Here is a 14,068-nt window from a genome sequence, read left to right on the forward strand (position 1 = left end):
ATACTTTTGCATCCAGGCCCGCCGGGCCATCCGCCGCTCCCCTGACGAAAGACCACGATGCCCCTGCTGCCACGCCTGTCCGCCGCCTTTGCCCTCGTCCTCGCTATGCTTACGCCCTGCGCCGCCCTCGCCGATCCCGCCATGGTCTACCTTGTACGCCATGGCGAGAAGGAAACGATAGGCAAGGACCCCGCCCTGACCGCCGATGGCCTCCAGCGCGCCCGCAACATCGCGGCGATGCTGGGCAAGGCCGGCATCGGCCACGTCTTCGCCACCCCGACCGTGCGCGCCCGGCAGACCGCGCAGCCGCTGGCCGAACGCAGCGGGCTGCAGGTCGAACTCTACGATCCGCGCTCGCCGCAGGCGCTGGTGGCGAAGGTGAAGGATTTATCCGGGCCGGTGCTGGTGGTCGGGCATTCGAACACGCTGCCCGAGCTGGTGCGGCTGTTCGGCGGGCAGGCCGGGGCGGAGATTACCGATAACGAGTTCGATCGGGTGTACCAGCTGATCCCCGGGACGAATGGCAGCGTGACGACGGTAGTGTTCACGTCGCTGCCGGAAACGGGTGCGGCGCCGTAGGGTGGGTTCTCGAACCCACCGGTTTGCAAGGGATGATGGATCGAAACGGACGATGTCGACCGTTCGGGCAGCGGACCGCGTGGGTTCAAGAACCCACCCTACGAAAAACGGCCGGGATTCCCGGCCGTTTTGACGTGCTGTGACTTCGCTTACAGCGCCACGTTCGTGCGCAGCACCGGATACAGGTTCAGGCGCTCGTCCCAGGATGCGTGACGACGCGCGAAGAATTCCAGGCGGGCGTGGGCGCTCTTCGCGAAGGCCGGGTCGGTGTCGATGCGGCGCTGGAATTCGGCGGCGATCGCCGGGTCGGCTGCCATCTGCTCGCGCGCCACATCCTCGGCGACGTACTCCTCCATGTATTCCTTGGCTTCGAAGGCATTGTTGAACATGCCCCAGGCCAGCAGCGAGTCCGGCGCCTGCGGTTCCAGGATCGCCATCACCAGGCGCGCCTTGGGCTGGGCGATCGGCACGAACAGGGCGCCGCGGCCGACGCTGCGCGGCTCGCTCTTCCAGCTGCCTTCGACCGTCAGGCGCTGGTGCGATTCGAGGGACTTGGCGCCGAACGTCACCTTGTCGGCGCGGAAGGTCTCGGTTTCGACACGGTCGATCGCCTTGTCCAGCTTGCGGAAAGCGATACCGTGCTGGGTCAGCTTGGCGGCCACCATGGCCGCATGCGCGGCCGGGACGATGTAGCCGGCGCGCGGCGCCGCCACCTCGAGGTCGGCCACGACTTCGTCGCGCAGCGGCACGCGCCAGACTTGCGGCTTGGTCTCGTCGTAACGCGTCATCAGGATGCCCGAGACACTTGATGGAGTACGCGTGTACTCGTAGCCGTTGAAGTCGACCATCTTCGATTTTTCGGTGGTTTTATAGGTCAGCGCCACCGGTGTGCCCGCAAGCTTCGCGGCGCGCGCGTCGGCGGCCGCGGCGGCCTGCTGCCATGCCTTGCCGTGTTTCGCCACCTGCTCGAGCACCGAGACGAAGCTGTTGTGGGTGATGCGCACGCGGGTCGGGTAATCCTTCCACGAATGGGTCTCGACCAGCATCGCCATGCGGTTACGCAGCGGGAAGTAGCCGGTCGAGAAGCGCGGGTCCGACACGCCGTCGACGAAGCCGGACATCGGGTCGTCGGTCTTGGCGAACGACATGTAGTACGACTGCGGGCTCGAGCCCTGCCTGGCGATGTCGGCGATCACGTTGTCGCGCAGCGCCAGGCCTGCCTTGCGGAATTCCGGGTCGGCGGAATACACCGGCTCGACCTGGATCGAGATGTCATGCTGGAACTTGGCGCCGTCGGTCACGTGCAGGTCGACGTAGGTCAGCGGGTCCCAGGCGTTCACCAGCGCCAGCATGGCCTGCATCTCGGGCGCGTCGGCCTTCACGTAGTCGCGGTTCAGGTTGAAGTTCTGGGCGGTGGTGCGCCAGCCCATCTCGACCGGGCCGCGCTGGTTTGGGCGGTTCCACTTCTGGAAGCGCTCGTGGCCGTCGACGTTGAAGACCGGGACGAACAGCAGCACCTGCTTGTCCAGCGCGCCTTGCGCCAGGCGGCCGGCCAGCATTTCGCGCAGCGCCAGGAAGCCGGCGTCCTTGCCGTCGATCTCGCCGGCATGGATGCCGCCCTGGATCAGGGTGACCGGCAGGCCCTTCTTCGCCGCCGCCTGCGGCGTGAAGGCGCCGGTCCTGGTGACGACCAGCGCCAGCATCGGACGGTCTTCCGGCGTGCGGCCGAACTCGATGCATTTGACGTCCTTCGGGTAGGCCTTCTGGAACTCGCCGCACAGCTTGACGACTTCGTCGTAGCGGCCGGTGGCCTGGAAGCCCGAGCGCTCGGACACGGTGGTCAAGTCGGGGGCGGCATGGGACAGCGGCAAGGCGGCAAGCAGCGCAAGCAGTAACGCAGAACGAATCATCGATGAAGCTCCGGCAGTTGGGAAAGAGGCAAAGCGGAAAATTATAGTCGGGTTTGCACGGCGGCAGACCAACAAAAAAAACGCCACCCGAAGGTGGCGTTCCTGCTCTCTATCGACCGGGCAGCGATCAGCGCGGACGCGAGTAGATCTTCAGTTCCGACACGTGCTTGCGCACCAGGGTCCTCGGCTGCGCCAGCTTCATCGCCACTGCCGAAGGCTGGCTTGGGCAGATGCCAGTTTCGCGGTGCTTCAGCGCGGTTGCCAGCAGGGCTTCGTTGCGGTCGCCCAGTTCACGGGACAGGTCGTCGGCCACCGGGCAGGTCGGCGCGAAGCCCTGCGCGTAGTCGCCAACTCCCTTCGCGTTCACGCCTGCAAACTCGATCGAGAAATAGGTCGTGCCGCAGTTCGGGACCGGGGTGAAGCCGTAGGGCTTGCCGCAGGTCTGGCTGCCGACGATGTCGACCTGGACATCGACGCCGCGCAGCGCGTTGATCACCGCTTCGCTCGCCGAGCAGGTGCCGTCGGTGGTCAGGATCGTCACGCGCGGCAGGTTCAGGGTCGGCAGCGGCGTACCCGGCGTGACCCGGTTCGGCGCCGTGAAGCCTTCGGCGGTGCGCTTGAAGTAGACCGTATCGCGGTCATCCGTGACGATCTTGTCGTTGTACTTGAGGCGTTCGAATACCTTGCCGGCCGAACGGTCGCCCGCCACCATGTAGGCCAGCTCGGCCGCCATGTACAGCAGGCCGCCGCCGTTGTAGCGCATGTCGATCACCAGGTCGTTCACGTTATCGGTCTTCAGCTTGCTGAAGGCATCGATCAGCTGGCGCTCGGCAACCGCGGTATGGTTGTCGAAGGTCAGGTAACCGACGCGGCGGCCGCCGGCGATGTCGAAGTACTGCGTGTTCTTGACCGGGGTTGCCTTCACGTCCTGCGCGGTCAGGGTCACGGGAAGCTCGATGCCGGTGCGGGTGACGGTGAAGCTGTGCTGCTCGCCCGCCTTGGCCGGGAACAGGCCGGCATTGATCTTGGCGACCGAGGCTTCGTCGGTGGCGTTCACGAAGTCGACGCCGTCGACCATGGTCAGGCGGTCGCCGCGGCGCAGGCCTTGCAGCGCGGCCGGTGAGCCCGGTTCGACGGTCGTTGCACGCCAGTCGCGCGGCGCGGTCGGGCCGCTGCTCGACCAGGTGACGCCATACCCCATCTCGATGCCTTCGGTGCTCAGCTTGTCCCACTCGGCCGAGTCGTAGGTGAAGTGGAAACGGTCCTTCGGCACGCCCGGCGCGAGTTCCACCGGCGTCTTGAGCTTGTCGAAATAGGCCACCGGATCGGTGAAGTCCGCCATCTTGAAGTCGGTCGGGATCTCGTTGTACCAGAGGTAGAACTGGTGCGACCAGGCGCGCAGGAAGGTCAGCTCGTCGCGCAGGGTACCCTGCTTGTCCAGGTAGGCCTTGCCGGTATAGGGATCGATGCCGGTGCGCGGCGTTTCGCAGCGATTCTGGTAAGCGAAGGGGTCGCCGAGGGTCGCGAGATCCGGATCCGGCAGCTTGTTCGGATCGGTCGGCGTCGGCGTCGGCGTTGGAGTCGGAGTCGGCGCGGGCGTCGGGTTGCCCGCAATCGGGCCGTTGCCGCCACCGCCGCCGCCACCACCGCCACCACAGGCGGCAAGCGCGGATGCGGCCACGACGGCGGCGCAGATCAAGCGGAGCGAAGTGGTCATCTGACCCTTGGAAGTAGTTGGCGTCTTCATTGGCATTCGTTAAATAAAGGACAATATTGTCAGGCAAGGGTATGCCAAGCTCGTCGGTTTGAGAAGACCCGCACGATTGCATTTATTAAATTTTTTTTTGATAAGTTTTCTTTTGCGGGCGCAAAAAAACGCCGGGACGGCGCAAAGCCAGTCCCGGCGCGGGGGATACCAGACAGGCAGGCGTCAGGCGGCGCGCGTCACGCCTCCCGGGGTGTGGAAAGCAGACAACAGCTTCGCTTCTTTTTCCTTCGCCGCTTTCAGGTGGCGCGCCTTCACGTGACCATAACCGCGGATGTCTTCCGGGATGCTGGCGATCGCGACCGCCTGCGCCAGGTTCTCACCCGTGAGCGTCGGCAGCAGGCCGGTCACCATGTCGCGGTACTGCTTGATGAGCGCACGCTCCATCTTGCGCTCCTCGGTATAGCCGAACACGTCGAACGGGGTGCCGCGCAGGCCCTTCAGCTTGGCCAGCACGCCGAAGGCGCCCATCATCCACGAGCCGTATTCCTTCTTCATCGCGCGGCCTTCCTTGTCGTGCTTGGCCATCAGCGGCGGCGCCAGGTGGAATTTCAGCTTGATGTCGCCTTCGAACATGTTGGCGATCTTTTCGCGGAACGCCGGATCGGTATGCAGGCGCGCGACCTCGTACTCGTCCTTGTAGGCCATCAGCTTGTAGTAGTAGCGCGCGACCGCTTCCGTCAGGCGCGTGCCCTTGCCCAGCTTTGCCTCTTCCGCACGCACCTGGTCGACAAACGTCTTGTACTGCGCGGCGTAGGCGGCGTTCTGGTAGGCGGTGAGCAGCTCGACGCGGCGGTTGATTAATTCGTCGAGGGTCTGGGCGCGCTTGAACTCGACCACCTTGGCCGGCGTCGCCAGCTTCGTCACCGCGGCCAGGTCGTGCGCGGCCGTGCGGCCCCAGTTGAAGGCGGCCTTGTTGAACGGCACCGAGACGCCGTTCAGTTCGATCGCTTTCATCAGCGCGGCTTCGGACAAGGGCACATGGCCCTTCTGGAAGGCGTAGCCGAGCATGAACATGTTGGTCGCGATCGCGTCGCCCATCAGCGCGGTGGCGATGCGGCCGGCGTCGATGAAGTCGACGTTGCCTTCGCCGCAGGCCTGGACGATGGCCCCGCGCGAACCCTCGGCCGGGAACTGCCAGTCCGGGTTCTTGACGAAGGCCGCCGTGGTGGCCCCGGTGCCGTTCACCGCGGCCCAGGTGCGCCCTTCACCCATGCGGCTCAAGGCATCGCGGCTGGCGGTCACGATCTGGTCGCAGCCGATCACGAGATCGGCGCTGCCGGTGCCGACGCGGGTCGAGTGCAGGTCGGATTGATGCTGGGCCAGGCGTACGTGCGACATCACCGGGCCGCCTTTCTGGGCCAGGCCGGACTGGTCGAGCACGATCGCGCCCTTGCCTTCGACGTGGGCCGCCATCGCCAGGATCTGGCCGACGGTGACGACGCCGGTGCCGCCGATGCCGGCGACCAGGATGCCGAAGGGCGCGCCAATCTGCGGCACCAAGGGCGCCGGCAGCACTGGCGGAGCGTTCTCCGTACTTGCGGCTTTCTTGGGCTTCTTCAGGCCGCCGCCCTCCACCGTGACGAAGCTCGGGCAGAAGCCGGACACGCACGAGAAATCCTTGTTGCAGGAGGACTGGTTGATCTGGCGCTTGCGCCCCAGTTCCGTTTCCAGCGGCTCGACCGACAGGCAGTTCGACTGCACCGAGCAGTCGCCGCAGCCTTCGCACACGGCCTCGTTGATGACGGCGCGCTTGGCCGGGTCGGGGAACTCGCCTTTCTTGCGGCGGCGGCGCTTCTCGGAGGCGCAGGTCTGGTCATAGATCACGGCCGACACGCCCGGCATTTCGCGCAGCTCTTTTTGCACGTCCATCAGCTCGGAACGGTGGCGCACGGTGACGCCCTCGGCCCAGGCGTAGTCGCTCGGGTATTTATCGGGTTCGTCGGTGACGACGATGATGGGCTTGACGCCTTCGGCGGCGATCTGGCGCGTGATCATGCCCGGATCGAGCGGGCCGTCGACGTTCTGCCCGCCGGTCATGGCGACCGCGTCGTTGTACAGGATTTTATAGGTGATGTTCACCTTGGCCGCCACCGCGGCGCGGATCGCCAGGATGCCCGAGTGGAAGTAGGTGCCGTCGCCCAGATTCACGAACACGTGCTTCTCGCTGGTGAACGGCGCCTGGCCGATCCAGGTCGTGCCTTCCGCGCCCATGTGGGTGAAGGTCGAGGTCTCGCGGTCCATCCACAGCACCATGTAGTGGCAGCCGATGCCGGCCATCGCGCGCGAGCCTTCAGGCACCTTGGTCGAGCTGTTGTGCGGGCAGCCCGAGCAGAAATACGGAATGCGGTCGGTGTCCGGATTGGCCTTGGCCGGGATATTCTTGAGCACCAGTTCCTTCGCTTCGAGGAAGGCGATGCGTTCCTTGACGCGTTGCTCGACCGGGTGGCCCGCGCAGTAGTGCGAGATGCGCGAAGCGATGGCGCGTGCGATCTGGGCCGGGTTCAGTTCATAGGTGGCCGGCAGCAGCCAGTCGCCGTGGCCCATGCGGTTCTTGTTGTGCCACTCGCCGGTGTCGTCGAACTTGCCGACCACGCGCGGGCGCTCGCCGTCCGGCAGGTTGTACAGCTCTTCCTTCAGCGCGTATTCCATCACCTGGCGCTTTTCCTCGACCACCAGGATCTCGTCCAGGCCGCGCGCGAACTCGTGCACGCCTTCGGACTCGAGCGGCCAGGTCATGCCGACCTTGTACAGGCGCAGGCCGATGTCGCGCGCGGCCTGCTCGTCGATGCCGAGGTCGGCCAGCGCCTGGCGCGTGTCGACATAGCTTTTACCGGCGGTGATGATGCCGATCTTCGGCTGCGGGCTGTCCCAGATGATCTTATTGAGCTTGTTGGCGCGCGCGTAGGCCAGCGCGGCGTACCACTTGTAGTTGCTCATCCGCACTTCCTGGTCCAGCACGGCGTCCGGCCAGCGGATGTTAAGGCCGCCTTCCGGCAGTTCGAAGTCGGTGGGCGTCACGATCTGGACGCGGTCCGGGTCGAGGTCGACCACGGCGCCGGACTCGATGATGTCGGTGACGCACTTCATCGACACCCACAGGCCGGTATAGCGGCTCATGGCCCAGGCATGCAGGCCGAAATCGATGTATTCCTGCACCGACGAAGGATAGAGGACCGGGATGCCGCAGTGGGTCAGGATGTGGTCCGACTGGTGCGCGGTGGACGAGGATTTCGCCGCATGGTCGTCGCCGGCCAGCACCAGCACGCCGCCGTTCTTGGCGGAACCGGCGTTGTTGCCGTGCTTGAAAACGTCGCCGCAACGGTCCACACCCGGGCCCTTGCCATACCACATGGCAAACACGCCGTCGTAGTTGGCGTCCTTGTACAGGTTGGTTTGCTGGGTCCCCCAGACGGCGGTCGCCGCCAGGTCCTCGTTCATGCCCGGGTGGAATTTCACATGGTGGGCTTCGAGGTGCTTCCTCGCCTTCATCGCGGTCTGGTCGACGGCGGTGACGGGCGAGCCGCGGTAGCCGGTAATGTAGCCGGCGGTGTTCAGGCCAGCTTTCAGGTCGCGTTCGCGCTGCAGCATCGGCAGGCGGATCAGCGCCTGGGTGCCGGTCATGAAGGCGCGGCCACGCTCGAGCGTCCACTTGTCGTCGAGCGTGATCTCGTGCTCCGGCTGGGATGGTTGCAGCTGGGAACGGTCCAGGGGTGCGTTCATTGATGTCTCCGTTGTGTTGAGCCGGACGCAAGGCAGCGGACAGCGCCGCCCTTGTGGGGTGGCGTTTCCGCACTATCTATATAGATATTTCTTATCGTCCAAATGGGTTGGCGCCTTGTTGTTATTGGTTGCGCCATGACGGAGAAGTCTCCTCCGTGGTTTGCGACAGTATAGTCTTGTGCCCCCGGCATTAAATACCAATCAATTCCCCACGCCGAGGCGATTGCGCAATAAAATTGCGGCTTCAAACCGTAGCAAGGAAATTTATGTCAAAAATCGAGCTCGATAAAACCGACCGCAAAATCCTGGAAATCCTGCAGGCCGATGGCCGCCTGTCGAACCAGGACGTGGCCGAGCGGGTCAACCTGTCGCCCTCGCCCTGCCTGCGCCGCATCAAGCGGCTGGAGGAAGCCGGCGTGATTCGTCAATACGTGGCCCTGGTCGATCCCGACAAGATCGGGCTGGGCCTGCTGGCCTATGTCAACGTGCGCCTGGAAAAGCACAGCGAAGGCCCTGCCAACTCGCGCGTGCCGGCGACCTCGCCGCGTTTCGAGTTCGCGCAGGCGGTGGCGACCTGGCCGGAAGTGGTGGCCTGCTATGCGATGACAGGGGAGATGGATTTCCTGCTGCGCGTGCACGTGGAAGACATGGACCACTTCTCGCGCTTCATGATGGCAACCCTGCTGCGCCATCCGTCGGTGCTGGACGTGAAGTCGAGCTTTGCGCTGCAGCGGATCAAGGAGACGACGGCGCTGCCGATCGAGGCGCCGACGGCGCGGTAATCGGGGTTTCGTAGGGTGGGCTCTTGAGCCCACGCGGTACAACTTATGAGTATCGAAAAGTACCCCGACAGGGTAAGGATGCGATCGCTTCGCGAGGCTTTTCGGCAGACCAGCAGTTCTACCGCGTGGGCTCGAGAGCCCACCCTACAACGGCAAAACCTTATTTGCTACGCTTCTTCGGCGTCAGCCACTTCACCGCCGCCCGCGCATTCGCCTTCACCGTGTAGTCGATCACGGCAAACTGTTCCTCCAGCGCCTCGCGCATCACGCTGCCCGGACTCGGCGGCGGCAGGTGCAGGTAGGCGTCCGCTTCCCCATACTCGCGCTTGATCTCCATCCCGGCCTTCTTGGCGATGTGCATCATGGTGCGGTTGCTCGACAGGCACTGCATGTAGAGGGTGTCGATATCGGAGTTGCGGCAGTGGATGGACGCGCGCTGGAACAGGCGCGTGCCCACGCCCTGCCCGCGCGCCGACTTCGAGACCGAGACGCCGAATTCGGCCACCCGCTCCTTGGTGGTCGTGCCGGCGCGGCCCTTCTCGGCGGGCGCGAAGGCCAGGTGGCCGACGCCGACCAGCTGGAACACGTGACTGAACACGCCGAACACGATGTCGCGCGAAAAATCGATCTTGTTCACATAGGCATGGATCTGCTCGTCCGGCAGGACGGTGCCGAAGCGCAGCAGGCGGTCGCCCTCGTCGAGCGCGAGGAAATGCTTGAGCATGCGCCGGCGGTCGCGCTTGCCCAGTGCCTTGACCAGCACCGCCGGACGGTCGGTCTTGCCGGCCAGGCTGGCCAGCCAGTGGGTGAACGGATTGTCGGGCATACGGAGTCGGGATTCGGTTGAGCGGTTCGTTATTGTGCAGCGCACCATGCAGATATTGTAGCGGATTGCGCTCAGCTTGCCGGGTCGGGGCTGCCGTGCGCGCCCTTGTCGGGATCGGGCGCGCCCCACTGCGCGTTCGGGCTGATGATGAAGGTACCCTTGCCGGCCTGCTTGGCCGCATACATCGCCTTGTCGGCGTCGGCCAGCAGGGCCGCCGCCCCCCATTCGGCGCCGGCGCGGCCGCGCGCGCTGGCGATGCCGATGCTGGCCGAGATCGCGACCGGGTTGCCGTCGGCCTCGACGATGCCCTCGATCTGCTCGAGCACCAGCTTGGCGATGCGCAGCGCGCCCTCGGGCATGTTCACGCCCTCGAGCATGATGACGAATTCGTCGCCGCCCAGGCGCGCCAGCACGTCCTCCGCGCGCAACACCTTCTGCACCCGGCGCGCCACCAGCTGCAGCACCAGGTCGCCGGTGGCGTGGCCCCAGGTGTCGTTCACGCCTTTGAAACCGTCGAGGTCGATGAACATGGTCGAGACCACGGTGTCGCGCCGCGCCGCCCGCACCAGCGCCAGCTCCAGCAGGCGGGTGAGCTGTCCGTAGTTGACCAGTCCGGTCAGGCTGTCGTGCTGGGCCAGGCGCGCCAGCTTCTTCGACTGCTCCTCCAGTTCGGCGGTGCGTTCGGCCACGCGGTGCTCGAGCGTGTCGTTGGCCGCCTTCAGGCGGTGGTTCACGTCGTTGATGATGCGGTAGCTGCGGCGCAGGCGCCAGCCGGCATAGGCGAGCAAGGCCAGTAGCAGGATCGAATAGGCGAACAGGAAGCCGCGGTAGCGCTGGCGCTCGAGCACCTCGGCCTGGAACGAACGGTCGAACTCGCGGCCCAGCAGCGCCATCATCTCTCCGGTGCCGAGCGCGGAGATCTGGGTTTCGACCTCGTTCTCGCGCGGCCGGTTGGCCAGGATGGTGCGGGTGTCGCGCGCCAGTGCGTCGATCTGGTCGACCACCGCCTGCGAGAAGCGCGACTTCTGGTCCTCGATCTGGGCCAGGGTGCTCTCGATGCGGCGCGCCAGCGTCGGCGAGGGCGCCAGGTTGAAGCGCAGCGTGTCGGCCAGCAGGTCGTTCAGGAGCGCATCGAGGCGCACCACCACGCGTCCTGGCGCCAGCGCGCCCTCGATGCCACCGAGCTCGGTCTTCAGGTCGGCCAGCGCCGGCGGCAGCGTCTGCAGGGCCGTGCGCAAGGGCGTGTTCAGCGTGCGGAACTCGTTCACCAGGTCGGCCTTCATGCGCAGCGCGCCGGCCAGCTCCGTGTGGGCCTGGCGCGCGCCGCGTCCGCGCGTCATCGGCAGCGCCTCCTCCAGGCGGTCCATCAGCTGGCGCATCTGCTTGACCGGCCCCACCAGACGCGCGTCGGCCAGGCCGCTGCCGATATGGGCCCGCAGCAGGTTCGCATCCCACTCGGCATCGAGCTGCTGCAGCTCGTGCAGGTCGAACATCACGCGGTTCTGGTTGTCGACATCGACCCCGGTGGTGCGCGTGTACAGGACCGCCAACAAGGCGATCAGGACCAGCGCCGCGGCGCCGACCAATTGCAGCCGCCGTCGCGGATGCAAGGCTTCCACACGACGCATCCATCCCGCAAACAAGCTGTCCGACCAACGTAACAATCTACTCATAGTTGCAGGAGCATATCAAAACGGCGGCGGCAGTCGCGCACGTGGCATTTACGACAACTTTCCGTGCCAGAGGCGCGCGAAAATCCAGCCGTTCATGGCGGCATTGAAGGCGGCGTGGGCCAGGATCGCGGGCGTGATCGACTCCGCGCGCCGCCGCAGCCAGGCGAACGCCAGCGACAGCAGGAACATCTGAGCCACCCACAGCGCACCCGATACCGGCAGCAGCGCGAATCCGGCGGCGGTCAGCACGATGCCATGGTGGCACAAGTGGACCAGGGCGAACAGGCCCGCTTCATACAGCGTGGCCCGCACGGCGCCATGGCGCTCCTCGAGCACCCCGTGCAGGAGGCCGCGGAAGAAGATTTCTTCACCGATCGGACTGAACAGGCAGGCGACCGTGGTGAACACCAGGTGCAGCTGCAACAGGCTCCAGCCGGCGGTGGGCTGCAGCTGGTAATTGCGCGCAACGCTGACGAACCAGTTGTCCGCGCTGGCCCCGTAGAGCGTGGCGCCGAGCCAGTAGCAGGCGCTCGCGGCCAGCACCCCGACGGCAAGTCCCGCCGCCAGCCAGAGCGGGCGGCGCGGCCACTGCATGCCGATCCTCCGGCGCCCTTCGCGGTCGAGCAGCACCCAGGGCAGGATGGCCATCACGATACAGGTCAGCATGAACAGGCCGCGCCAGGCGGCCGGACCGAACACGGCGATGGCCCGCATGAGCGAGGACACGGCGGCAAACGCCAGCACCAGGCCGTATATGCTCCCCGCCGCGATGCGCGCGGCTGTTCCTGCATTGGTCCGGTTCATCCGCTGCGCTCCGCCAGTCATGAAGAGCTCGACTATACAAAGCGCAGGCGCAGCCGTCTATCGCTGGTGCATGGACCAGTTCGCCGGCGATAACGATGGCCGATGCCGTCCGGTTCAGCCAGGCGGCGACTGCGCCATCCAGCTCCCGACAGCGGCGACGCGGGCGGCGAGCACCGCGTCCGGGATCCTCGCCTTGTCCCCGGCGCAGCTGGCCGCGACCGCCCCCGCGTCGACGCCACGCGCCACCTCGAGCGCCGCCAGCAGCCAGGCCTGCGGCACGGGCGCGTGGCATGCGGCCGCCAGCAGCATCTCGGCAAAGCGCTCGGGCTTGCGGAAGGCGTCGCAGCGTCCGAACAGGGCGACCAGCGCGGCAGCGTCGAGCTTTGCCGCGGCCTCGACGTGGCTGTGCTCGCGCGCCGTGATCAAGGCCAGGTCGCGACAATCGTTGGGCACTTTCAGGCGCTTGCACAGCCCGGCAACCGCGTCGGCGCCACCAAGGTCGCGCATCAGCACCGCGCAGCGCACCGCCAGCGTGCGGTCCAGTTCGGCGGCGTGGTCGATCACCTCCATGATTCGGACACCGTTGTCCACTTCCGGGCGCCGCGGCTGCGGCATGCCCCACAAGGCATCGAGCTCGGGCATGATGCGCGCCAGGGCGCCGCAGTCGCGCAGCACGGCGAACATGCGCGAGGGGCGCCGCTCCATCAGGCCGCGCGACAGTTCCTGCCAGACGCGTTCGGGCACCAGCGCATCGACCTCGCCCGCCTCGACCATGCTGCGCATCAGGGCGTTCGTGTCCTCGGCCACGCGGAAGTCGGCGAAGCGCGCGGCGAAGCGGGCCACGCGCAGGATGCGCACCGGGTCCTCGGCGAATGCGCTCGATACGTGGCGGAACAGGCGCGCTTCCAGGTCGCGCTTGCCGCCGTAGGGGTCGACGATGCTGCCGTCGTCGGCGCGCGCCATGGCGTTGATGGTCAAATCGCGCCGCACCAGGTCGTCTTCCAGGGTGACGTCGGGCGCGGTATGGAAGACAAAGCCGTGGTAGCCGGGCGCGGTCTTGCGCTCGGTGCGCGCCAGGGCATATTCCTCCTGCGTCTCGGGATGCAGGAACACCGGGAAATCCTTGCCGACCGGGCGGAAGCCGGCCGCGACCATCTGGTCCGGCGTGGCGCCGACCACGACGTGGTCGCGGTCCTGTACCGGCAGGCCGAGCAGCGCGTCGCGCACGGCGCCGCCGACAACGTACGTCTTGATCGTCATCGCCGGTGTCAATCCTGCGGCAGGTCCGCGTCGTGCAGCGGGGTCGGGTCGGTTTCGCGCATGGCTTCGTTCACCCAGCGCGCCACCGCCGGATGGGCCAGCACGCGGTCGCAGTAGGCCTGCAGGGCCGGCGCCAGCGCCACGCCGTAGGTCTTGAAACGGGTGACCACCGGGGCATAGAAGGCGTCGGCAATGGAAAAATCGCCGAACAGGAATTCGCGGTGGCCGAAGCGCGCCAGGCACTCTTCCCAGATTTCGCAGATGCGGCCGATGTCGGCCTGGGCGCCCGGCGTGCGGCCGCGGCCCGGCAGCCTGGCCTGGATGTTCATCGACATGTCGTTGCGCAGGGCCTGGAAGCCGGAATGCATCTCGGCCACGACCGACCGCGCCAGGGCGCGCGCGGCCACGTCCTGCGGCCACATGTGCTTGTCGGGGAACTGCTCGGCCAGGTACTCGCAGATGGCGAGGCTGTCCCAGATCGTCATCTCGCCGGCCAGCAGCACCGGCACCCGTCCCGCGTGCGAATAGCGCGCGATGTTGGCGGCGGTGTCGGGCTGGTCGAGCAGCAGCCGCACTTCGGTGAATGGGATATTGAACGCGACCGCCGCCACCCACGGCCGCATCGACCACGAGGAGATGTTCTTGTTGCCGATGACGAGGGTGAGGCCGGGCTTGCGCGCCTGCGCAAGGGTATTCGAGAGGGTCGGGTCGAGTTCCGTGGTCTGCATGACGCTCCTGGCGATGGA

Annotated in this window: 10 protein-coding genes; 2 read left to right on the plus strand and 8 right to left on the minus strand. The window is 66.3% G+C overall.

Annotated features, from left to right (window positions below):
* Positions 1-57 precede the first annotated feature (57 nt).
* Entirely contained in the window at positions 58-579 is a 522-nt protein-coding gene (locus RT688_RS17010) for a phosphoglycerate mutase family protein (protein ID WP_313706035.1), read from the plus strand.
* Between the two features lie 149 nt (positions 580-728).
* On the opposite strand, the gene RT688_RS17015 is transcribed toward RT688_RS17010, so the two are convergent.
* From RT688_RS17015 to RT688_RS17025, 3 genes are all read right to left on the minus strand, one after another.
* Positions 729-2,489 carry a M14 family metallopeptidase gene (locus RT688_RS17015; RefSeq protein WP_313706036.1) on the minus strand — a complete coding sequence of 587 codons (1,761 nt, stop codon included), beginning with the start codon at positions 2,487-2,489 and terminating at the stop codon, positions 729-731.
* 127 nt (positions 2,490-2,616) lie between these two features.
* The gene (locus RT688_RS17020; protein WP_313706037.1) at positions 2,617-4,206 is read right to left on the minus strand and encodes a S41 family peptidase; all 1,590 of its coding nucleotides are present in this window, start codon (positions 4,204-4,206) and stop codon (positions 2,617-2,619) included.
* 213 nt (positions 4,207-4,419) lie between these two features.
* Positions 4,420-7,977, minus strand: a complete 3,558-nt coding sequence (locus RT688_RS17025) for an indolepyruvate ferredoxin oxidoreductase family protein (RefSeq protein ID WP_313706038.1) — start codon at positions 7,975-7,977, stop codon at positions 4,420-4,422.
* A 266-nt stretch (positions 7,978-8,243) separates the two neighbouring features.
* Between RT688_RS17025 and RT688_RS17030 the strand changes: the two genes are divergently transcribed.
* Positions 8,244-8,759, plus strand: coding sequence for an Lrp/AsnC family transcriptional regulator (locus RT688_RS17030; protein ID WP_313706039.1), 516 nt, complete (start codon positions 8,244-8,246; stop codon positions 8,757-8,759).
* 160 nt (positions 8,760-8,919) lie between these two features.
* Here RT688_RS17030 and RT688_RS17035 read toward each other — a convergent pair whose 3' ends face one another.
* From RT688_RS17035 to RT688_RS17055, 5 genes are all read right to left on the minus strand, one after another.
* Positions 8,920-9,585: a GNAT family N-acetyltransferase gene (locus tag RT688_RS17035; protein WP_313706040.1), complete on the minus strand. Its 666-nt coding sequence runs from the start codon at positions 9,583-9,585 to the stop codon at positions 8,920-8,922.
* A 71-nt stretch (positions 9,586-9,656) separates the two neighbouring features.
* Positions 9,657-11,213 carry a diguanylate cyclase gene (locus tag RT688_RS17040; protein ID WP_313706041.1) on the minus strand — a complete coding sequence of 519 codons (1,557 nt, stop codon included), beginning with the start codon at positions 11,211-11,213 and terminating at the stop codon, positions 9,657-9,659.
* A 93-nt stretch (positions 11,214-11,306) separates the two neighbouring features.
* A complete protein-coding gene (locus RT688_RS17045) occupies positions 11,307-12,062 on the minus strand; it encodes a type II CAAX endopeptidase family protein (protein ID WP_313706042.1) in 756 nt (251 codons plus the stop codon).
* A gap of 114 nt (positions 12,063-12,176) precedes the next feature.
* A complete protein-coding gene (locus RT688_RS17050) occupies positions 12,177-13,316 on the minus strand; it encodes a multifunctional CCA tRNA nucleotidyl transferase/2'3'-cyclic phosphodiesterase/2'nucleotidase/phosphatase (RefSeq protein WP_313706077.1) in 1,140 nt (379 codons plus the stop codon).
* 14 nt (positions 13,317-13,330) lie between these two features.
* Positions 13,331-14,050 (minus strand): glutathione S-transferase family protein, encoded by a 720-nt coding sequence (locus RT688_RS17055; protein WP_313706043.1) that lies wholly within the window; start codon positions 14,048-14,050, stop codon positions 13,331-13,333.
* Between the last annotated feature and the right edge of the window lie 18 nt (positions 14,051-14,068).

This window comes from Massilia sp. (assembly GCF_032106685.1).
Lineage (GTDB): Bacteria > Pseudomonadota > Gammaproteobacteria > Burkholderiales > Burkholderiaceae_D > Telluria.

Bases quoted from the DNA above. Each gene is read 5' to 3' on its own strand.
- RT688_RS17010 (WP_313706035.1), top strand. From the start codon at position 58: ATGCCCCTGCTGCCACGCCTGTCCGCCGCCTTTGCCCTCGTCCTCGCT.
- RT688_RS17015 (WP_313706036.1), bottom strand. From the start codon at position 2,489: ATGATTCGTTCTGCGTTACTGCTTGCGCTGCTTGCCGCCTTGCCGCTG.
- RT688_RS17020 (WP_313706037.1), bottom strand. From the start codon at position 4,206: ATGACCACTTCGCTCCGCTTGATCTGCGCCGCCGTCGTGGCCGCATCC.
- RT688_RS17025 (WP_313706038.1), bottom strand. From the start codon at position 7,977: ATGAACGCACCCCTGGACCGTTCCCAGCTGCAACCATCCCAGCCGGAG.
- RT688_RS17030 (WP_313706039.1), top strand. From the start codon at position 8,244: ATGTCAAAAATCGAGCTCGATAAAACCGACCGCAAAATCCTGGAAATC.
- RT688_RS17035 (WP_313706040.1), bottom strand. From the start codon at position 9,585: ATGCCCGACAATCCGTTCACCCACTGGCTGGCCAGCCTGGCCGGCAAG.
- RT688_RS17040 (WP_313706041.1), bottom strand. From the start codon at position 11,213: ATGCGTCGTGTGGAAGCCTTGCATCCGCGACGGCGGCTGCAATTGGTC.
- RT688_RS17045 (WP_313706042.1), bottom strand. From the start codon at position 12,062: ATGAACCGGACCAATGCAGGAACAGCCGCGCGCATCGCGGCGGGGAGC.
- RT688_RS17055 (WP_313706043.1), bottom strand. From the start codon at position 14,050: ATGCAGACCACGGAACTCGACCCGACCCTCTCGAATACCCTTGCGCAG.